General features: G+C 59.9%; 18 protein-coding genes. 12 read left to right on the top strand and 6 right to left on the bottom strand.

Annotation, left to right across the window (positions count from 1 at the left end):
- Positions 1–29: 29 nt before the first annotated feature.
- The gene (locus CJF39_RS01680) at positions 30–2,879 is read left to right on the top strand and encodes a class I adenylate cyclase (RefSeq protein WP_094991862.1); all 2,850 of its coding nucleotides are present in this window, start codon (positions 30–32) and stop codon (positions 2,877–2,879) included.
- A gap of 3 nt (positions 2,880–2,882) precedes the next feature.
- On the opposite strand, the gene rnk is transcribed toward CJF39_RS01680, so the two are convergent.
- The 3 genes from rnk to cyaY all read right to left on the bottom strand — a co-directional run bounded on the left by rnk (position 2,883) and on the right by cyaY (position 4,006).
- On the bottom strand, positions 2,883–3,302 hold the full coding sequence (rnk, locus tag CJF39_RS01675) for a nucleoside diphosphate kinase regulator (protein WP_094991861.1): 420 nt from the start codon (positions 3,300–3,302) through the stop codon (positions 2,883–2,885).
- 159 nt (positions 3,303–3,461) lie between these two features.
- On the bottom strand, positions 3,462–3,671 hold the full coding sequence (locus CJF39_RS01670) for a DUF1289 domain-containing protein (protein ID WP_094991860.1): 210 nt from the start codon (positions 3,669–3,671) through the stop codon (positions 3,462–3,464).
- A gap of 2 nt (positions 3,672–3,673) precedes the next feature.
- Positions 3,674–4,006, bottom strand: a complete 333-nt coding sequence (gene cyaY / locus CJF39_RS01665) for an iron donor protein CyaY (RefSeq protein WP_094991859.1) — start codon at positions 4,004–4,006, stop codon at positions 3,674–3,676.
- Between the two features lie 203 nt (positions 4,007–4,209).
- Here cyaY and lptM point away from each other — a divergent pair, with 203 nt between their 5' ends.
- Genes lptM through CJF39_RS01635 form a run of 6 tightly spaced genes read left to right on the top strand, consistent with a single transcriptional unit; the run spans position 4,210 to position 8,766 of the window.
- The gene (lptM, locus tag CJF39_RS01660; RefSeq protein ID WP_094991858.1) at positions 4,210–4,356 is read left to right on the top strand and encodes an LPS translocon maturation chaperone LptM; all 147 of its coding nucleotides are present in this window, start codon (positions 4,210–4,212) and stop codon (positions 4,354–4,356) included.
- A 12-nt stretch (positions 4,357–4,368) separates the two neighbouring features.
- Positions 4,369–5,616 carry a diaminopimelate decarboxylase gene (gene lysA, locus CJF39_RS01655; protein WP_094991857.1) on the top strand — a complete coding sequence of 416 codons (1,248 nt, stop codon included), beginning with the start codon at positions 4,369–4,371 and terminating at the stop codon, positions 5,614–5,616.
- 4 nt (positions 5,617–5,620) lie between these two features.
- Positions 5,621–6,451, top strand: coding sequence for a diaminopimelate epimerase (gene dapF, locus CJF39_RS01650; RefSeq protein WP_094991856.1), 831 nt, complete (start codon positions 5,621–5,623; stop codon positions 6,449–6,451).
- 13 nt (positions 6,452–6,464) lie between these two features.
- Entirely contained in the window at positions 6,465–7,181 is a 717-nt protein-coding gene (locus CJF39_RS01645; RefSeq protein WP_094991855.1) for a DUF484 family protein, read from the top strand.
- Positions 7,182–7,183: 2 nt separating this feature from the next.
- The gene (gene xerC, locus CJF39_RS01640; RefSeq protein ID WP_094991854.1) at positions 7,184–8,080 is read left to right on the top strand and encodes a tyrosine recombinase XerC; all 897 of its coding nucleotides are present in this window, start codon (positions 7,184–7,186) and stop codon (positions 8,078–8,080) included.
- The gene (locus CJF39_RS01635) at positions 8,077–8,766 is read left to right on the top strand and encodes an HAD family hydrolase (protein ID WP_094991853.1); all 690 of its coding nucleotides are present in this window, start codon (positions 8,077–8,079) and stop codon (positions 8,764–8,766) included. The genes xerC and CJF39_RS01635 overlap by 4 nt, the downstream gene beginning before the upstream one ends.
- 122 nt (positions 8,767–8,888) lie before the next feature.
- On the opposite strand, the gene sutA is transcribed toward CJF39_RS01635, so the two are convergent.
- From sutA to glnK, 3 genes are all read right to left on the bottom strand, one after another.
- Positions 8,889–9,215, bottom strand: coding sequence for a transcriptional regulator SutA (gene sutA / locus CJF39_RS01630; RefSeq protein WP_047278851.1), 327 nt, complete (start codon positions 9,213–9,215; stop codon positions 8,889–8,891).
- Positions 9,216–9,684: 469 nt separating this feature from the next.
- Positions 9,685–11,022 (bottom strand): ammonium transporter, encoded by a 1,338-nt coding sequence (locus CJF39_RS01625; RefSeq protein WP_094991852.1) that lies wholly within the window; start codon positions 11,020–11,022, stop codon positions 9,685–9,687.
- A gap of 34 nt (positions 11,023–11,056) precedes the next feature.
- On the bottom strand, positions 11,057–11,395 hold the full coding sequence (glnK, locus tag CJF39_RS01620) for a P-II family nitrogen regulator (protein WP_002555808.1): 339 nt from the start codon (positions 11,393–11,395) through the stop codon (positions 11,057–11,059).
- A gap of 415 nt (positions 11,396–11,810) precedes the next feature.
- Between glnK and CJF39_RS01615 the strand changes: the two genes are divergently transcribed.
- The 5 genes from CJF39_RS01615 (at position 11,811) to CJF39_RS01595 (ending at position 21,096) form a co-directional block, all read left to right on the top strand.
- A complete protein-coding gene (locus tag CJF39_RS01615) occupies positions 11,811–12,071 on the top strand; it encodes an accessory factor UbiK family protein (protein ID WP_094991851.1) in 261 nt (86 codons plus the stop codon).
- A gap of 100 nt (positions 12,072–12,171) precedes the next feature.
- Positions 12,172–13,665 carry a YifB family Mg chelatase-like AAA ATPase gene (locus CJF39_RS01610; RefSeq protein WP_094991850.1) on the top strand — a complete coding sequence of 498 codons (1,494 nt, stop codon included), beginning with the start codon at positions 12,172–12,174 and terminating at the stop codon, positions 13,663–13,665.
- A 226-nt stretch (positions 13,666–13,891) separates the two neighbouring features.
- Positions 13,892–15,301 (top strand): SrfA family protein, encoded by a 1,410-nt coding sequence (locus CJF39_RS01605; protein WP_094991849.1) that lies wholly within the window; start codon positions 13,892–13,894, stop codon positions 15,299–15,301.
- A gap of 18 nt (positions 15,302–15,319) precedes the next feature.
- Positions 15,320–18,391 (top strand): virulence factor SrfB, encoded by a 3,072-nt coding sequence (locus tag CJF39_RS01600; RefSeq protein WP_094991848.1) that lies wholly within the window; start codon positions 15,320–15,322, stop codon positions 18,389–18,391.
- Positions 18,388–21,096 (top strand): putative virulence factor, encoded by a 2,709-nt coding sequence (locus tag CJF39_RS01595; RefSeq protein WP_094991847.1) that lies wholly within the window; start codon positions 18,388–18,390, stop codon positions 21,094–21,096. The genes CJF39_RS01600 and CJF39_RS01595 overlap by 4 nt, the downstream gene beginning before the upstream one ends.
- Position 21,097: the final 1 nt, after the last annotated feature.

Below are 21,097 nucleotides of genomic sequence, written 5' to 3'. Positions count from 1 at the left end.
CTCGCCTAGCGAGCCGGTTTGAGTTTGATATGACGCGCACCCAGGCCATTCAGATAGATCTGAATGAAGGTATTGATCGACAGACACTCACACAATTGCGTGAGCGGTTTCTTCACGTCAATCGTGCGCGCCTGCTGCGGGCAATGGAGGGCTTGACCCCGCGTCAGCAAACGGTGCTGAGCCTGCTGCCATTGTTTTTTCATGTGAATCACCCGTTATTACCCGGTTATGTGTCCGGGAGTACGCCAGCCGGCGTCGCGGGGTATGAGCCCGACGCGTCTGCCCTGGCCGAAGCCCAGCGCCTGACGCGCTCCTTTTCTTATAAGACGCGAACGCCCGGCGCACAGTCGCCGATTCATGGTTTGTTTCTGATGGGTAGCCTGGGAACGTTAGCCCAGACGGATCAGAGCGACATGGATGTGTGGATTTGCCATGCCCCGAACCTGAGCGAACCGGCCCTTGAAGAACTGCGCAAGAAATGTCAGGTGCTGGAAACCTGGGCGGCCGGTTTAGGGGCCGACGCACATTTTTTTCTGATTGATGCGCAACGCTTTGCCCTGGGCGAACGCGGTGCCCGGCTGAGCACGGACGATTGTGGTACGACGCAGCATTACTTATTGCTGGATGAGTTTTATCGCACCGCCATTTGGCTCGCAGGCCGTACCCCGATGTGGTGGTGGGTGCCGGCCAATGAGGAAGCCAACTACGCCGAATTTACCCACACGCTGCTTTCCAAGCGCTTCATTCGGGCTGACGAAACCATCGATCTGGGGCATCTGGCACATATCCCGCCCGGCGAGTTCGTGGGAGCCGGGTTATGGCAGTTATTCAAAGGGATTGAGTCGCCCTACAAGTCGGTGCTCAAACTGCTGTTGATCGAGGTGTATGCCAGTGAGCACCCAAAGGTGCAGTGCCTGAGCCTGCGCTTCAAGCAGGCGGTCTATGCCCATCAGTTGGACCTTGATGAACTCGACCCGTATGTGGTGGTGTACCGGCGCATTGAGCAGTACCTCAAGGCGCGGGGTGATGTTGAGCGGCTGGAGTTGGTGCGCCGCAGTTTGTACCTGAAAGTTAACCGCAAGTTGACTGGCAACCTCGCGCAACGTGGCACGCAATGGCAGCGCCAGTTGCTGGAGCGTCTGGCGCGGGAATGGGGTTGGGATGAGCGGCAGTTGGCCTGGCTCGACAGTCGCCCGGCATGGAAGGCCGAACAGGCGGTCCATGAACGCCGGGCGTTGGTGCATGAGCTCAATTACAGCTACCGCTTTTTGAGCCAGTTTGCCCGCGATGAGCAAGCCGCCGGGCTGACCAACAAACGCGACTTGAATGTGCTGGGACGACGGCTGTACGCCGCGTTTGAGCGCAAGGCCGGCAAAGTCGACCACATCAACCCTGGCATTGCGCCCAATCTGGCACAAGAGCTGCTGACACTGGTGCACTCCCCGAACAAGAAAGAGCCCGGCGAGTTTCATTGGGGGATCTATCGCGGCAACCTCGCGGTTCACGAGTGGGAGCATACGCCGGTCATCAAGCGCAGCCCTGCGCTGCTGGAGTTGCTGGCGTGGTGCCATCGCAACGGGGTCATCGACAGCGGTACCCGTCTGGCCCTCAACCCTGGCAGTACGGATGTCAGCGAGTACGAACTGTTCAACCTGCTGGGGTGTTTGCAACAACTGATCCCTTTGCCGCTGGGGGCGGTGGACGAAACGCAACTGTTGCGACCCAGTGTGCCGTCGCAGGTGCTGATTGTGGTCAACGTCGGGATTGACCCGCTCAAGCATCACCGTGAAATGAATATCCTGATGACCACTGAGCGCACGGATTCACTGAGTTATGCCGGGGTGCGCGAAAACCTTGTGCTGACCCTGGACCAAGTCACGCTCAACAGTTGGAACGAAGTCATCGTCAGCCGCTTCGACGGCGAACACGCGCTGTTTGAATGCCTGGCGGATTACCTCAATGCACAACCGGCAGGGCGCGCAACCCCGCAGTTGCGCGTGCGCTGCTTGTGTCACAACCGGGCGCAATTCATCGCAAATCGGGTGGAAGGGATTTTCAATACGGCACAGGCCCTACGTGCCAGCGGGCAAGCGCTGCGGTATGTGGTGCAAGTGGAGCAACGTTTACATGTGCTGGAACTGGCCAAAGAACACGTACGCCACGTGGCGCTGGCCGACCGCAATGCATTGGCCGGCTATTTGAGCCAGCGTCTGGCGACGTATCGGCCGGTGCACCTGGACCCGATGGCCTTGGGCGAGGACGACCTCGCGCTGATACTGCCCAAGGGCAAGCCGGGGGCGATTCAAGTCTTCTACCGACTGAATGACGGTGAGGCCGAGCTCAGTGTGCTCGACGAGTGCAATGTGCTGTGGCAGCAGACCGTTGCGTTTCATGACGAAATGAGTCTGCTGGTGCCCTTGCAGCGTTTTTTACAGGCGTCGTTGTTTCGGCGTGAGGCGTGCCAGCCGTTGGAAGACGAGAGCCCTGCCCCGCCACTGGACGTGTTGTATTACCAGCTATTGCCGTCGGGCAAAGGGCGCGCGCGCAGCGTCGAAGCGCGGCGCATTCCCGTCAGCGCAGCGATGACGCCTTACTACGAGGTGCAAGCGGTGATCGGCAAAGGCGCGCATGGTGGGCAGTGGGTGACGCTATTCTGCAACCAGCGCGAGTTCAGCCAGATGGACCATGGCGATCAGTTGTACGCAGCGGTGGCACGGGAAATTGTCGGGCAGCGCCGTGAAACCGAGCGCTACCGCTGTTACATCACTGATCTGGATTTATCGGGGCTGTTGGGCGAAAGCCACAGCCCGAGCCATCTATGCCTGCGCTACAAGGCGAATCTGGAGCAGGCGCTCAACGAGGCGCTGGCGCAGGTCTGAGGCTTAAAGGTCGTAATTGCCAGCGGCTTCAGGCTGGTATTCAACTTCCAGCAGCTCCAGCTTGAGGGTTTTGCCGCCCGGTGCTGGCCAGTTGATGTGCTGGCCGACTTGCAGGCCCAGCAAGGCACTGCCGACGGGTGCAAGGATCGAAATTTTACCTTCGTCTGCATTCGCGTCTTTGGGGTAAACCAGTGTCAGGTGGTAATCCTTGCCGCTGCCCTGCTCGCGGCAGTGCACACGCGAATTCATGGTGACAACGCCTGCAGGCACTTCGGTATGGCCTACAACGGATTCGGCACGATCAAGTTCTTCTTGCAGCGCGACGACGCCTGGCAACGAATCGTCGAGGTTATCAATCAATGCTTCCAGACGCTGGACGTCCAGGCGGGTGAGGATGATGGAGGGTTGGGGTGAAGTGGTCATGACCTGGCAGACTCCTTTTTTCTGCACGAAAAAGCAAAACCCCGCCAGAAAATGGCGGGGTTTTGACCAACCTCGTTAGTGCGAGGCGAACCCGGACACTACCACAGCAAAATAAATACACAAGCCAACGGCCGATGCCGTTGCAGCCTGTGGCCGTGATTACAGGGCGCGCCGCAGACGTGCCTGTTCGCAAATCACCCGGCGCCGCTGGTCGTCTGCTGAACGCCACTCGCGGATGTCTTCGACATGCCGAAAGCAGCCCAGACACACTTTGTGTTCATCCAGCCGGCACGTGCTGATGCAGGGCGATGGCACGGCCGGGCTGACGTTGCTGTACAGCGGTTTTGCAGGTTTAGCAGGGGCAGTCACAGTTAAATCTCGTCAAAATCCAGCTCAGCGCCGGTGTATACCTGCGTCAGGCGCTGGACCATTTCACTCAGTAACTCGTCAGAGCTGTCGCACTTCCAGCGTGACTCTTGCTCATCGTAATCGAAGTGGAAACCGCCCTCCCGTGCAGCGAGCCAAAGCTGTCGCAAAGGCTCCTGGCGGCTGAAGATAAGCTGCTGGCCCCCTTCAAACTTGGCTGTCAGTACACCGGCCGAATTCTCCAGGTCCATGTCCAGACCGCTCTCGTCAAAAACGTCTTCCAGGTTTTGCTGGGTTGCATCGACCAGATCGTGGAAACGGGCTTCAGTCAAACTCATGGTGGAACCTCGTAATGTCTAGTCATGCTCGGAGCTCGCAAGATACGGGCGCTCCAGACCGATTGCAAACCCCAACCGCCCCGTCGCCTGCGTACTACTGATTATTCAGACAGGCGCTTTTGCGCGACCGCTCTGCTGCATAGGCAAGCCGGTAGGTGCTCGGTATACTCGGGCGCAATTAATGCTTTTCAAAGGATTTCGCCATGAAGCGCCTGATCTCTTCCATTGCTGCGCTCGTCGCGGTCGCTTGCCTTGTTTCTGCCTGTGGTCAAAAAGGTCCGCTGTATCTGCCCGATGACAGCAAATCCCCTGAAGACCAAGCGAAGTCGTCGCAATCGCACAAGCACTGATAAGGGAACACCATGGACGCTTTTAACTACCGGGCCGGCGAGTTATTCGCTGAAGGTGTTGCGCTGACGGCCATTGCCGAGCGTTTTGGTACGCCGACCTATGTGTATTCCCGGGCCCACATCGAAGCGCAATACAACGCGTTTGCCGACGCATTGAGCGGCATGCCGCATCTGGTGTGTTTTGCGGTTAAAGCCAACTCCAACCTGGGTGTACTCAATGTCCTGGCGCGTATAGGCGCCGGTTTTGACATCGTGTCCCGTGGTGAGTTGGAGCGTGTACTGGCCGCAGGCGGTTCGGCTGACAAAATCGTGTTTTCCGGTGTCGGCAAGACCCGCGATGACATGCGCCGCGCACTGGAAGTGGGTGTGCATTGCTTCAACGTCGAGTCCACCGACGAACTGGAGCGCTTGCAAGTGGTGGCTGCCGAGATGGGCGTGCGTGCGCCGATCTCGCTGCGCGTTAACCCGGATGTGGATGCAGGCACTCACCCGTACATTTCCACGGGCCTTAAAGAGAACAAGTTCGGTATCGCCATTGCGGACGCAGAGGATGTGTACATCCGCGCCGCGCAGTTGCCGAACCTCGAAGTGGTCGGCGTTGATTGCCACATCGGTTCGCAACTGACCACCCTTGAGCCGTTTATCGACGCGCTCGACCGTTTGCTGGGGCTGGTTGACCGTTTGGGCGACTGCGGCATTTATTTGCGCCACATTGATCTCGGCGGTGGCCTTGGCGTGCGTTACCGCGATGAAGAGCCACCCTTGGCGGCGGATTACATCAAGGCGGTGCGCGAGCGTATCGAAGGCCGTGACCTGGCGCTGGTGTTCGAGCCGGGCCGTTTCATTGTGGCCAACGCGGGGGTGCTGCTGACACAGGTCGAGTACCTCAAGCACACCGAGCACAAAGACTTCGCCATCGTTGATGCGGCGATGAACGACTTGATCCGACCTGCCCTGTATCAGGCCTGGATGGACGTGACTGCGGTGCGCCCGCGTGACACTGAAACCCGCGCCTATGACATCGTGGGCCCGATCTGTGAAACCGGTGACTTCCTGGCCAAAGATCGCCAGTTGGCGCTGGCTGAGGGTGATCTGTTGGCGGTGCATTCGGCCGGTGCCTATGGCTTTGTCATGAGCTCGAACTACAACACCCGCGGCCGTGCGGCCGAAATTCTGGTGGACGGCGATCAGGCGTTCGAAGTGCGTCGTCGTGAGACGGTTGCCGAGCTGTTTGCTGGCGAAAGCCTGCTGCCGGAGTGAGCCCATGTTGCTGCGTTTTACAAAAATGCACGGCCTGGGCAATGACTTCATGGTTCTCGACCTGGTCAGCCAGCACGCGCACATCCTGCCCAAGCACGCCAAGCAATGGGGCGACCGGCACACGGGCGTTGGCTTCGATCAATTATTGATCGTTGAAGCACCGAGCAATCCCGAGGTGGATTTCCGTTATCGGATCTTCAACGCCGACGGGTCCGAGGTTGAACAGTGCGGCAACGGAGCCCGCTGTTTTGCCCGCTTTGTGCTCGACAAGCGCTTGACCACCAAGCGCCAGATCAAAGTCGAAACCAAAAGCGGCATCATTGAGCTGAACGTGCGCAGCGACGGTCAGATCAGCGTTGACATGGGCCCGCCGCGTCTGGTGCCGGCCGAAATTCCGTTTGTGGCGGATGAGCAGGCGCTGAGCTATGAAGTCGACGTCGATGGCCAGACTGTCCAGTTGGCCGCCATATCGATGGGCAATCCGCATGCAGTGTTGCGTGTCGACGACATCAACGCGGCGCCGGTTCATGAGTTGGGCCCGAAAATTGAACATCACCCGCGCTTCCCGGCCCGGGTCAACGTGGGCTTTTTGCACGTGATCGACCGTCACCGCGCGCAACTGCGAGTGTGGGAACGCGGCGCCGGAGAAACCCAGGCCTGCGGCACCGGCGCGTGTGCGGCGGCGGTGGCGGCCATCAGTCAGGGCTGGATGCATTCCCCGGTGACGCTGGACCTGCCCGGCGGTCGTTTGACCATCGAATGGGAAGGTCCGGGTCATTCAGTGATTATGACCGGCCCGGCGATGCGTGTTTACGAAGGACAAGTCCGTTTATGAGCGAGCGCACACGATGACCGACCAGCCACAGTCTGCAGACCTCGATGTTCACGATCAAAGCCCCGAGGCTGCGGCCGTGGCGGCCTACCTCCAAGCGCACCCGGACTTCTTCAGCCAGCGCGAGGAGCTGCTGTTGACCCAGCGCATTCCTCACCAGCGCGGCGATACAGTCTCGTTGGTGGAGCGTCAGCTTGAGCTGTTGCGTGGGCGCAATATCGAGATGCGCCATCGTCTGTCACAACTGATGGATGTGGCCCGTGACAACGATCGCCTGTTTGAGAAAACCCGCCGTTTGAACCTGGCCCTGATGGACGCCACCAGTCTTGAAGAGCTGGTGATCGCTGTTGAAGACAGCCTGCGACAGGACTTTCAGGTGCCCTTCGTTAGTCTGGTGTTGTTTGGTGATAACCCGATGCCGGTAGGGCGCTGGGTCAACAGCGCGGACGCCCAACGCGCCCTCGGTGGTCTGCTGGCAGAAGGCAAGGCCGTCAGCGGCAGCCTGCGTGAGCATGAGCTGGACTTTCTGTTCGGTGAAGAACAGCGCAAGCAAATCGGCTCGACCGCCGTGGTCGCCCTTAACCACCTCGGCTTGCACGGGGTTCTGGCCGTCGCCAGCCGCGACCCGCAGCACTACAAAAGCTCGGTGGGCACCTTGTTCCTCAGTTACATCGCTGAAGTGCTGGGACGTGTCTTGCCGCGCTTCACCAACGCCCTGCGCTCGGTGCGCTAGGCATGGAACGGCATCTGGACGCTTACTGCATACACCTGCGCAGTGAGCGCCAAGTGTCGCCGCACACGCTGGAAGCTTATCGCCGTGACCTTGGCAAAGTGCTGGCGTTTTGCGGCCAAGCATCAATCTCCAGCTGGTCGGCCCTGGATATTCAGCACCTGCGTCAGTTGGTGGCGCGCCTGCATCACCAGGGTCAGTCTTCGCGCAGCATTGTGCGGCTGTTGTCTGCCGTGCGCGGGTTGTACCACTACCTCAACCGCGAAGGCCTGTGCGATCACGACCCCGCCAACGGTCTGGCACCCCCCAAAGGCGAACGCCGCCTGCCCAAAACCCTCGACACCGACCGCGCCTTGCAACTGCTGGAAGGTGCGGTGGAAGAAGATTTTCTGGCGCAGCGCGATCAGGCGATTCTTGAATTGTTTTACTCCTCCGGGCTGCGTCTGTCGGAACTGACGGGTTTGAATCTGGATCAACTGGACCTGGCTGCCGGGCTGGTGCAAGTGCTGGGTAAAGGCAGCAAGACGCGCGTGCTGCCGGTCGGGCAAAAGGCCCGTGACGCCCTGCAGGTCTGGCTGCCTTTACGGGCGCTGGCCAACCCTGAAGACGACGCTGTGTTTGTCAGCCAGCGTGGGCGCCGCCTTGGACCGCGAGCTATTCAACTGCGCGTCAAGGCAGCGGGCGAACGTGAGTTGGGGCAAAACCTGCACCCGCACATGCTGCGCCATTCGTTTGCCAGCCATTTGCTAGAGTCCTCCCAGGATTTGCGCGCGGTGCAAGAGTTACTCGGGCATTCAGATATCAAAACCACGCAAATCTATACCCATCTGGACTTCCAGCATCTGGCATCGGTCTACGACAGCGCCCACCCACGGGCCAAACGCAGTAAGGGCAGTGAATGACGATTGAACTGATTACTTTCGATCTTGATGACACGCTGTGGACTACCGGCCCGGTGATCGCCCGGGCCGAAGACACCTTGCGGCAGTGGCTGGCTGAAAACGCACCGGATGTGGGCGTGATTGAGTTAGCAACATTTCAAGCGATTCGTGAGCGGGTTTTAAGTGAAAACCCGCACCTGAAGCACCGAATCAGTGCGCTGCGTCGGCACGTGCTATTCCACGCATTGCGGGATGCGCAATACGCTAACGCGCAAGCCTTGGCAGACGCGGCGTTTGAGGTATTTCTAGAGGCGCGTCACGCGCTGGAGGTTTTTGCGCAAGTCGAGCCCACGTTGACTGAACTGGCGGACAATTACGCGCTGGGGGTCGTGACCAATGGCAATGCCGACGTACGACGCATCGGTTTGGGGCATCACTTCAAATTCGTGCTGTGTGCCGAAGACATTGGCATCGCCAAGCCGGACGCACGTTTGTTCCACGAGGCTTTGTCGCGGGGCGGCGTGAAGGCCAATGCTGCGGTGCATGTTGGCGATCATCCGGGCGACGACATTGCCGGCGCCCAGCAGGCAGGCTTGCGCGCCGTGTGGTTTAACCCAGGTGGCAAAATCTGGGAGGGCGATAAGCGTCCGGATGCCGAAATCGGGTGCCTGAGCGAATTGCCCAATGTGCTCAAACACCTTGGCTGAAGCTACTCGTACCCCTACGCAGGCTTGTGCCTGGGCAGCAACTTTGCGCTGAAATCACAATAGCGCTCGCACAAAAAAGCCCGCAGCGACGGCGGGCTTTCTTTTCAAGTAAACAACAGACCTTAGATAGGACGGCTGCCGTACTTGTTGTCAGGCTTCTTGGGTGGATCTGCCACCACATTGGCCTCGACTTCCTGCACCTTGCCGCCACGGGAAAGAAACTCTTCCATGGCGCGAGCCAGAGCGTCACGCTCCTTGTTTTTGGCTTCTACGCTGGGCAGGTCATCTACCGACACCGCTGCCTTGGATTTGCCTTTGGCCACAGGGACCGGCACATCGTCGCCACCGTCGTCGTCAGCCACGTCATCGGCGGCCGCTTCAAGACCTTCTTCGGTTTCGTCTTCGTCACCTACTTCGAGGTCATCATTTTCCAGATCATCGTCGCTCATGTTCTACCCCATGACTTACGTAAAGCAGATTAGTTATAGACCAGCTACGCCCACAGTGGACCGCCGCTGGTGAAAAAGTAGCCCCGGATTACCCGCGGCTTACGCCTCTTCGCCCTTGAGGGCGGTAGGACTTTACGAGTGCCTGTTAAGGGCATTCGCTCATTAAATAAACGCTTGCCAGGTGCCTAGCACGGGGCTCGGTACGCTGACCTTGAAAGCATGAGGAGATGATCCGTGCCTTCGTGACTCCCGGGCGCTTAACTCCGCCCTTCGGCGCGCATTCTAGCGTGCTGAAGAAAAAAGCAAAGCAGCTAATAGTCGAGTTGTGATGTAAGTGTTCGTCTTACATTTCATCGTAGATCTGATAACTGCATAAAGGTGTAGGAAAAATCATTCTCTTGATGCGTATAACGCCACATTGCGGACAAAAAAATACCCGGCAGGCCGGGTATTTTTTTCGTGAGGCGGTCTACAAGTTATAGCCTCGCTCGTTGTGTTGCGCCAGGTCGAGGCCGACTGCTTCCTCTTCCTCCGTCACACGCAGGCCCATCACGGCATCCAGTACTTTGAGAATGATGAAGGTCACTATTGCGGTGTAGATGACGGTAAATGCCACGCCTTTGCATTGAATCCAGACTTGTGCAGCGACGTCAGTCACGGTGCCAAAACCGCCCAGAGCCGGGGCTGCAAACACGCCGGTAAGGATGGCGCCGACAATACCGCCCACGCCGTGCACGCCAAAGGCGTCCAGCGAATCGTCATAGCCCAGCTTGCGCTTGAGGCTGGTGGCGCAGAAGAAGCAGATCACGCCCGACGCCAGACCAATCACGATCGAGCCCATTGGGCCTACGGTGCCTGCTGCGGGGGTAATGGCCACCAGCCCGGCGACCACGCCCGACGCAATGCCCAGCGCACTCGGCTTGCCATGGGTAATCCATTCGGCAAACATCCAGCCCAGTGCAGCGGCAGCGGTTGCAATCTGTGTCACCAGCATCGCCATGCCCGCTGTGCCGTTGGCGGCTGCGGCAGAGCCTGCGTTAAAGCCGAACCAGCCGATCCACAGCATGGCTGCGCCGACCAGGGTGTAACCCAGGTTATGCGGTGCCATGGGGGTGGTCGGGTAGCCTTTACGCTTGCCGAGCACAATGCACGCCACCAGGCCCGCGATACCGGCGTTGATATGCACCACAGTGCCGCCGGCGAAATCGAGCACGCCCCAGTCCCACATCAGACCGCCGTTGCCGCTCCACACCATGTGCGCGATGGGCGCATACACCAGGGTGAACCACACGCCCATGAAGATCAGCATGGCCGAGAACTTCATGCGTTCAGCGAAAGCGCCGACGATCAGCGCCGGAGTGATGATGGCGAAGGTCATCTGGAAGGTGATGAAAACAGCTTCCGGGAACAGCGCCGTAGACGACGTCAGGCTGTCTGGCGTGACACCTGCGAGGAACGCTTTGCCAAAGCCGCCGATGAACGAGTTGAAATTGGTGACGCCCTGCTCCATGCCCGTGGTGTCGAACGTGATGCTGTAGCCATAAATGACCCACAGAATGCTGATCAGACCCGTAATGGCGAAGCACTGCATCATCACAGAAAGAAGGTTTTTGGAGCGCACCATGCCGCCGTAGAACAGCGCCAGGCCGGGAATGGTCATAAACAGCACCAAAGCCGTTGCGGTCAGCATCCAGGCGGTATCGCCGGAATTGAGGACTGGAGCTGCCACTTCGTCTGCCGCCACGGCCAGGCCGGGCATTACGACAGACAACAGGGCTCCGAGCCCTGCGAATTTACGCAGAGTCATAGTGTTTTCTCCTGGGGCGTTGGGGTTTGGCGGCTTAGATGGCGTCGGTATCGGTTTCGCCGGTACGGATGCGAATCGCCTGTTCCAGATTGACCACAAATATCTTGCCGTCACCGATCTTGCCGGTGTTGGCAGCCTTGGTTATCGCCTCGATAACCCGATCAAGATCTTTGTCGTCGATGGCGACATCAATCTTCACCTTTGGCAGAAAATCGACCACGTATTCCGCGCCGCGGTACAGCTCGGTATGGCCTTTCTGCCGGCCGAAGCCTTTGACCTCAGTAACGGTAATGCCCTGCACGCCGATCTCGGACAGCGACTCGCGCACGTCGTCTAACTTGAACGGCTTGATAATGGCGGTGACTAGCTTCATGAAACTTCTCCCGAATTGGTGGACTTGCCCCAGGAAAACAAACCCGGCCCAAGTCTAAGCGCAGTGTCTGGCTTTGTAACGCGTCGTCAGCCCTCATCAGGCCGTTCAACTTGAGTTAACCGCGGGTGACGAAAACATCCTTGAACCACCTGCCGCACTGCCTTCGTCACAGCGACTGCATCAGTGCATGAGTCATCACCGTCTAAGCAGAAACCTTGCCATGTCTGGAAAATCCAGCAATTACAGAGGGTTATCGCGCGTACAGGAAAGAGGGCCGGATTAAGCGCGGAATTTGTGCACGAAAACAGTGCGCAGGAGGTGGATGGCATGCTCAACAAATGTGCAATGCCCCCGTCGCCGTAAGGGGTGAAACCCCGTGATACACTCGCCGCCATCAGTTTTAAGGACCAATCCCATGCTCGCGCCCAAAGATTTTCTCGATGCCCTGAGTGGCCAGGCTTCACGTTTGTTCAGTGGCGACACGGCTTTGCCGCGTAACGAAATCGAAAGCCAGTTCAAAGCCCTGTTGCAAAGCGGCTTCAGCAAGCTGGATCTGGTCAGTCGCGAAGAGTTCGACAGCCAGATGGTGGTACTGGCGCGCACCCGTGCCCGCCTTGAAACGCTGGAAGCCAAAGTGGCCGAGATGGAAGCCCGTTTGCTGCCGCCTGCGGAGTAAGTGAGTCGCTACGCGCATTCACATCCCGTATCCATTGAGTCCCTCCCCTTGATCGTCAATTCGCGCAGGATGCGCTTTTTGCCCACTCAAGGAACGAGTCATGTCTCTGGCGATTGTTCACAGCCGTGCCCAAGTCGGCGTCGAGGCGCCTGTCGTTACCGTCGAAGCGCATCTGGCCAATGGCTTGCCCGCGTTGACGCTGGTCGGTTTACCCGAAACCGCCGTCAAGGAAAGCAAGGACCGGGTGCGCAGTGCGATCCTCAATTCCGGCTTTGACTTTCCGGCTCGCCGTATCACGCTTAACCTCGCGCCCGCCGACCTGCCCAAGGACGGCGGGCGTTTTGATGTGGCCATTGCGCTGGGCATTTTGGCCGCCAGTGGGCAACTGCCCGCCACGGCGCTGGAACGCGTCGAGTTTTTAGGCGAGTTGGCCCTGTCGGGTGCGATTCGTCCGGTGCAAGGCGTGCTGCCTGCTGCACTGGCGGCGCGGGCCGCGGGGCGTGCGCTGGTGGTGCCCCAGGCCAATGCCGAGGAAGCGTGCCTGGCCTCCGGGCTGACGGTGATTGCGGTCGAGCATTTGTTGCAAGTGGTCGCGCACTTTGCAGGCCGTGCCGTGATGGAACCTTACAGCGCCAGCGGCCTGCTGCAGGTGAGCAAGCCGTATCCCGACCTGAGTGACGTACAAGGCCAGTTGTCGGCCAAGCGCGCCTTGCTGGTCGCGGCTGCTGGCAGTCATAACCTGCTGTTCACAGGCCCGCCCGGCACCGGTAAAACCTTGCTGGCCAGTCGCTTGCCCGGCTTATTGCCGCCGCTTGATGAGCCCGAAGCGCTGGAGGTCGCAGCCATCCAGTCGGTGGCCAGTCATGTACCGCTGAGCAGTTGGCCCCAACGCCCGTTTCGTCAGCCCCATCATTCGGCGTCCGGGCCAGCCTTGGTCGGTGGCGGCTCTAAGCCACAGCCCGGTGAAATCACGCTGGCCCATCATGGGGTCTTGTTCCTTGACGAACTGCCTGAGTTCGATCGCAAGGTGCTGGAGGTTTTGCGAGAGCCTATGGAGTCAGGTTTTATTGTGATTGCGCGGGCGCGAGACCGGATGCGTTTTCCGGCGCGCTTTCAACTGGTGGCGGCCATGAACCCGTGCCCGTGCGGGTATCTCGGGGGGCCGACGGGACGATGCCGCTGTACCCCGGAGCAGATCCAGCGTTATCGCAATAAGCTGTCCGGCCCACTGCTGGACCGTATCGACCTGCACCTGACCGTGGCCCGTGAAACCACCTCGCTCAATCCGCTCCCGTCCTCGGGAGACAACACCGCGACAGCCGCCGCGTCAGTGGCGGCGGCCCGTGAGCGGCAAGTTCGACGCCAAGGGTGCGCCAATGCGTTTCTCGACTTGCCCGGCGTGCGCAGCCATTGCCGCTTGAGCGATACAGATAACACCTGGTTGGAAAACGCCTGCGAGCGCATGACGTTATCGCTACGGGCCGCACATCGTTTATTGAAAGTGGCGCGTACGCTGGCGGATCTGGAAGGCGTTGAGTCCATCGAGCGCAGGCATTTGGCAGAAGCGTTGCAATACCGACCGGCCAGCGGGTGAAGCGTCACTGCGCACTGGCTTAAAGCGTTCTGTTCATCCCTTCCTTGGCTTAAGTTACGGCTCACATCCTCAGTAAACGCTGCCGCTAACCCGGAAAATGATAGCTGTCAGCTAATGGCTAATTGACTCCGATGTCGATTAGCCATTACTGTCTCGCGCTTAATCAAGGAAGCGGTTCGGGCACTCGTCCGGGTTTAACCGCGCGAATTTTAAAGATGGAGCTCGGATGCGCGGCGCACTTCTACGCAGTGGTAAAAGCGGTGATTTCACAGCCCTTGGCGAAACCGGACAACCGGTTTACCGGGCAGCACTGCAATTACGCGAAGCCATTCGCCGCAAGAATCCCGAAATGGCTCAGCATCTGGCCATCCCGCAAAGTGATGAACTGGGTGACAACATTGACTGGTACAGCGAGCTGCCCGGCGATGTGATTCCCTGGAGCAGCGCCACCCCTGATGAGCGCGGCCATGCCGTGGTTGAGCTGGAAAAGCTCCAGGCGTTTCTCAATCAGCTCAGTACCACTTACCTCGATCCCCACAGCGACACCAAGCCTTCTGTCGACCGCACCGTGTTCGGCAAACTGCTGGGGCATGTGCTGCCGTTCCCTGACGAAAACTACGTGTACCTGGTTAATGGCAAACCGGTGCTGACGTTTTGGGGATTCCGTCGTCCCGGTGCCGATCACCACATGGACCCGTTGCACTGTTTGCGCCCGCAGGCGGCACCGCTAGTCACGCCTGCGCCCGTGGTGCCGCCGATTGCCGAGCCCGTGCCTGCCCCGGCACCGCTGCCCGTCGTGGCGCGGCCGTGGTGGCGTCGCTGGTGGTGGCTGTTGCCACTGCTGTTGCTGTTGCTGTTGTTGCTACTGTTGTTTGGCCTGCGCGGCTGCGCGCCCCAGTTGGGTTTGCCCGTGCCGACCTGGCCAACATTGCCGAGCCTTGACCGTCCTGATGTAACGCTGCCCCAGCCTGACACCAACGCCGACCTGTCGCTGCCCAATGATGGCGCCACCGTGCCGGGCGCAGGCCAGGGCGCTTCGCTGCCCAAAGGTGAGCTGCCCATCGTGCCGGATGCGCAGCGCCCTGCTGAGCCCCTGCCTGAGCAAGCGCAGCCGCAACCTGAACCTGAGCCTGACACCGCGCCGCCTGCCAACGCAGACGAGCCATCGGCGCCGGATGCGACCGAACCGGCCGATCAAACGCCGCCTGCCCCGCCGCAGATCCCTGAAGATCCGCAAGCGCCGACAACCCCGAGTGTCCCCGGTGAACCGCTGACCATTCCGGCCGACAGCCCCGATGGTAACGCGGACTTCCTCAACGGCCATTACCGTGCAGGTGCAGGCATTCAAGACAAAAATACCGGCAAGCCACTGCGCCTTGAATACCAGTTCAAAGATGGCAAGGGCGAGGTGATTGTGCGCAAGGCCAACGGCATCAACTGCACCGGCCCTGTGTCGGCAGCGATGCAAGGTGGCAGCCTGGCGATCAATAGCCAGGGCCAGGCGGCGTGCAGTGACGGCAGCAGTTACGAAATGCCGCAAGTCGATTGCCGTCAGGGTGCCCAGAGCATTGCCGATTGCACCGGCGTTTACGAAGACAAGAAATTCCCCATCTCCATGCGCCAGACGGGCGAATAATGACCGGAAGACTCTGACATGCTGCCTCAAGTTACCCAATTTGAAGACACCGTCATCCTCGTGGGTGACACCGGCGTCCAGTTCATGGATTTCGCCCTGCGACTGGACCCGAAAAAACTGCCGTCCGGTGACTTCGCGCCGCTGACCAATGGTTTGCTGTGCCGCCTTGAAGAAGGCGAGCGCAACGGCATGACCAGCTACTTTTACGAGAGCGAGCCGGGTAAGACCGTCGAAGCGCGCAGCACCCTGAACATCAGCATGGACAGCAGCCTGCAGCTCTACGACGGGCTTTGGCTGCCGATTCCTGTGTTCCGTCATCGCCCGCCGTTCACCTTTGACCAAGGCCCGACCAACTGGTCGCGCATGCGTCTGGTGCGTCTGGCCGAGCCGGATGTCGATGGCAACACCCATCGCCTGACGCTGGCATTCGACACCCGCACCATGGACAAGCACGACGGCAGCCTCTATTTGGGCCCGAACAAGGACGACGCCAGTTCGGGCGTCACTTTCAAGCTGGCGTGCAAGCCGCAGCAGGCGCGCTGGTTCCTCGATCAGATCTGGGTCAAGGAATGGCTGCTGGAAGTGTTCAAGGAAGGCAACCCGAAAACCCCGCGCGACGAGCTGGAAAAAGACATCAAGGACGGTTGGCCCGAAGCGCACTACCTGAACCTGCTCAGCTTGTTCATGGAGCCGTGCACCACCCGTGACAACAACACCCCGCCGCCGCAGGTCAATGTGCCGGAGCTCAAGGTTGTGGCGAGCCACGGCAGCGGTGTCACGCCGCCGATTCCGGTGGACCTGGTACTCGACGTCGGCAATTCGCGCACCTGCGGGATTCTCATCGAAGACCACGGCCAGACCGGCTCGGGCCTCAAGGACAACTATGTGCTTGAGCTGCGCGACCTGATTACCCCTGAGCACACCTACAACGACGCCTTCGAAAGCCGCGTCGAGTTCGCGCAAGCGTCGTTCGGCAAGGACCATTGCTCAGTCAAAAGCGGCCGTCACGATGCGTTCCAGTGGGCCACCATCGCCCGCGTCGGCAAGGAGGCCGGGCGCCTGGCCAGCCGCCGCCGTGGCACTGAAGGATCGACCGGGCTGTCGAGCCCCAAGCGCTATCTGTGGGATGAGAACACCTACGACCACGGCTGGCGCTTCAACTGTGCCTACGTCAAGACCGACAAGGAACCGTTCGCCACGGCCTCCCCGTTTTCGCATTTGATTAACGAGACCGGCGACGCGTTGTACAGCCTCAACCCTGACGAGCAACTGCCTGTGTTCATGCCGCGTTATTCGCGCAGTTCGCTGATGACCTTCATGCTGGCCGAGGTGCTGGCGCAGGCGCTGATGCAAATCAACAGCCCTGCCCAGCGCTCGCGTCAGGGCCATACCCGCGTGCCCCGTCGTCTGAACAGCATCACCCTGACCGTGCCGCCGGGCATGCCGCAGGCTGAGCGCAGTATCCTTGAGAAACGCATGCGCCACGCCATCGGCCTGGTGTGGAAGAGCCTGAACTGGCAGACCGATGAACTGGACCCCTACGATCAGGACGCCGCGCCGTCCACTACGCCGCTGCCCAAGGTACGCGTGGAATGGGACGAGGCCTCGTGCGGTCAACTGGTGTACCTCTACACCGAAGTGAACGAAAACTTTGCGGGCCACCCCGAAGAGTTTTTCGACGCCATCTCGCGCCCCGGCAAGACAGATCGTGAGCGCATCACGCTGGCCACCATCGACATCGGTGGCGGCACCACGGATCTGGTCATTACTGACTACCGGCTGGACCGGGCGGGCAACGCCACCAGCGGCAGTAACGTGCACATCGTGCCGGAACAGCGTTTCCGTGATGGCTTCAAGGTGGCGGGCGACGACATCCTGCTCGACGTGATCCAGGAGTTCATCCTGCCCAGCTTCGAGAAAGCCTTGCAGGACGCTGGCGTGAAAGCCCCGGCTTCGCTCATGTCGCGCCTGTGCGGCGCCGAGTCCGGCAGTGCGCAAGACATGGTGCTGCGCCAGCAACTGAACCTGCAGGTGTTCACCCCGTTGGGGCTGGAGCTGCTGCGTCACTACGAGCTCTACAACCCGGAGTTCCCGGTCGTTGCCAGCACCCACACCTACTTGCAACTGCTCGGCAAAGACGCCATCAGCCAGAGCGTGCTCGATTACGTGAACAGCGCGGTTCGCCGTGAGCTGGGGGGCCAGACCGATTTCGACCTGCTCAAGACCCCCATCACCTTTGACCTGCAGGTAATGCATGGCGCGTTCCTCAACGGCAAGATCAACATCACCAAAATCCTCGGTGCGCTGTGTGAAGTGATCGCCCACTACCCGTGCGACATGTTGCTGTTGACCGGTCGCCCGTCCCGCTTGCCGGGCATTCAGGCGTTTATCCGTAAAATGCTGCCGCTGCCACCGGGCCGCATCCTCGCGCTGCAAAACTACCGCACCGGCGGCTGGTACCCGTTCCACAAGAACGGCCTGATCGACGACCCGAAAAGCACCGCCTCGGTGGGCGCCATGCTGTGCCTGCTGTGCGCCAACCACAGCGTGCCGAACTTCTACTTCCGCTCTTCGGCGCTCAAGCCCTACTCGACGATCAAGCACATGGGCGTGATCGACCTGAGCAACATCATCACCGACGCCGACGTGCTGTACCGCGACCTGAAATCGGCGGACGGGCGCATCGTGCTACCTGAAATCGGTGAGGGCCTCGACGCCCGTACGCCCGCGTTGGCAATGCGCGGTGACATGCGCTTGGGTTTCCGCCAACTGGCGGCCGAGCGCTGGTCCGCTTCGCCGCTGTACACCCTGAGCTTCACGCCGTCGGGGCGTCAGCGGTTCTCCGAAGCGCGGCCTTTGGTTGCAGGCGAGATGCCGGTGGTCAACGTCACCTTCAAAGTGCTTGAGCCGACCGCACAGATGAAGCGCCAGGAACAACTCAGCGACCTGCTGAGCATCGACCTGGTGGAATCCAACACCGACAAATCGTTCCGCAAGACCGATCTGGTGCTGCAACTCAACACGTTGCTGGTAGCGGGCTTGAGTGACAACAAGTATTGGCTGGACAGCGGGAGCGTAAAACGCAAATGAGCATTCTGACCCCTGAGCAACAAGCCCTGCGAGACAGCTGGGCAGCGGTGTATGAAGGTGCCGGTCAGGCGCTGGACTGGGTGGAGAAAACCCGCGTCACCGCTCCGCGTCTGGACAGCGAAGCCGACAAGCTGAGCCTGGAACTGCACAAGGCGCGCAATCAGGCCAAGAGCCTGAGCCGTGTGGCGACCACGCCGATGACGGCCGGGTTTTTCGGCTTGTCGCAGGCGGGCAAGTCCTTTCTGATTTCGGCCCTCGCCGCAGGCCCCAAAGGCACGCTGGAAACCGATTTTGGCACTCAGCGCATGGACTTTATCGAGCACGTGAACCCTGGCGGTGGCGGTAAAGAAGCCACCGGGCTGGTCACGCGTTTCAGCCGTCTGGCGAAAAAGAGCGAAGACGATAACTTCCCGGTCGAGCTCAAACTGTTTAACGAAATTGAGCTGGCGAAGATTCTGGCCAACACCTGGTTCAAGGACTTTGATCAGGAAAAGGTCAATTACGTCATCGACGAAGAGTGCATCCGCAAAGCCCTCAAGCCGTTCGAAGGCCGTGAAACCGGGCCTTTGCAGCCAGGTGTCAGCGCTGACGACGTGGTCTCGCTGCTCGACTACCTGAACAAGAGCTTCGAAAAATCCCTCAAGGCACTGACCCATCACTACTGGCCCAAAGTGATCAAGCTGGCGCCGCGCCTGAACTTTCAGGAACGGGGCGAGCTGTTCTCGATCCTGTGGGGCGAGCAACATGCGCTGACCCGTGTGTACCAGCAATTGGCCGGTTCGCTGAACCGCCTCGGCATGCCGGCGACGGTGTTTGCGCCGCTCTCGGTACTGGTGGAGCGTCAGGGCGACGAATACAGCCGCCGCAACAGCATCATGAGCGTCGACATCCTGGAGCGCTTCGGCAGCCCGCAGGATCTGCCAGTCGAAGTGCGTCCGTTCACCGACGGCCGCCTGCAGAACCCCAACTCCCTGCCGATCGCCCAACTGGCGGCGCTGACGGCGGAAATGACCTTTCGGCTGGTTGAAACCCCGAACGCGAAAATCGTTGAACAAGTCGACCTGCTCGACTTCCCCGGCTACCGCGGGCGACGTCAGATCAGCAGCATCTCCAGCGAAAACGGTCAGGAAAACTCGGTCTCGCAATTGATCCTGCGGGGCAAGGTGGCCTACCTGTTCGAACGCTACACCGACGATCAGGAAATGAACGCGCTGGTGGTGTGTACCGGTTCCACCAACCAGAGCGACGTGAATGACGTAGGCCCGGTGCTCAGCCGCTGGATTGAAGTCACTCAGGGCAAGACCGCGCAAGAGCGTGCGGGCCGTGCGACCGGCCTGATCTGGGCCCTGACCATGTTCGACAAGTGCATCGCCCAGTCCCTGCAAAAATCCGCGCTTCAGTTGGACGAAGAGTGGGAAGGCATGATGACGCGCACCATGCTGGAGCGCTTCAAGAGCTTCCCGTGGATGGCCAACTGGAAGAACGACCAGGCGTTCAACAACACCTATCTGGTGCGTAAACCGCGTATGCCGACGCCGTTTATCAACCTTGTGGGCAAGGACGAGCAGCAATTCTCCGACAGCTGCGGCGAGCAGTTGACGCTGATGCGCAAGACCTTCGCCAAGGCCGAGCTGGTGAGCAAGCACGTCAAAGACGTCGATCAGGCGTGGGACGCGATGCTGACCCTCAACGATGGCGGCATCACCCGTTTCAGTGAAAGCTTCAGCGAACTGGCAGGGCTTGAGTTCAAGCTCAGCCGTATTCGCGAACAACTGGACCAGACCCTCAACGGCGACACGCTCAAGGCCTTGAGCCGCTTGTACCGGGCCGATGGCGACGACGCCAGTGCTGCCAAGCGCGAACAGGCGCAGATGATTCTGGCCCAGCTCAAGCGCCGTGGTCCGGTGTTGGGTGAGCTGATCAACACCTTGCAACTGCCCAGCGAAGACATCCGCGAGCTGTACCTCAACGGCGTGTATGACGAAGACGACAGCGAACACGCCGAAGATGACGCCGAAGTGGTTGAGAAAAAACCGCAGATTTACGCGCCGAGCAGCGACTTTGATTTTGGCGACAGCTTTGGTGATCTGTCGGTGGACTTCGATGCGCCCGTTGCGGCGGCCACCGAGGGCAACAAGGCGCCAGAGCTGCAGAGCAACGAGCACAAGTTCGCCCGTGCGGTGTTCAAAGACTGGATTGCCTACCTGCGTGCGATTCCCGGCCGTCAGGGCTTGATGGATGTGCTGCAACTCGACAAACCGTCGATTGAGGCCCTGGTGGACGAACTCATCACCAGCGGCTATCGCCTCGATTTGCCGGGTCAGCTGCGCGACGCTGTGCTCAAGCGGGCGCAAAGCGGGTCGCGCCGCGATCAGATGGTTGAACGCCAGGTGCTGGAAGTGCAACGCGTATTGAGCGACTTCGTGGCCTGGTTCGGTTACACCCAAAAGCCTCTGGCTGAGCGCCCGAAAAGCCATGCGGGCAATCGTGATGCGCTGTTTGCGTTTTACGGCGACGTGGCCCCGGACCAACTGCCAATTCTGCCGGCGCAACCGGCGAATCAGGCGCAGCAGTTTTTGGGCGACTGGCTGAGCGGTGTGGCCTACATCACGATGGAAAACGCCGGGCATGGCTCCGGTAATGAAATCACTCCAGAACAAAATGAACGTTTGGGCCACGTGCTCAAGACTTTCCCTGCGAGATAAG

The sequence above is a fragment of the Pseudomonas lundensis genome (assembly GCF_002269125.1).
Classification (GTDB): domain Bacteria; phylum Pseudomonadota; class Gammaproteobacteria; order Pseudomonadales; family Pseudomonadaceae; genus Aquipseudomonas; species Aquipseudomonas lundensis_A.
This window is presented reverse-complemented; position numbering and strand designations above follow the sequence as displayed.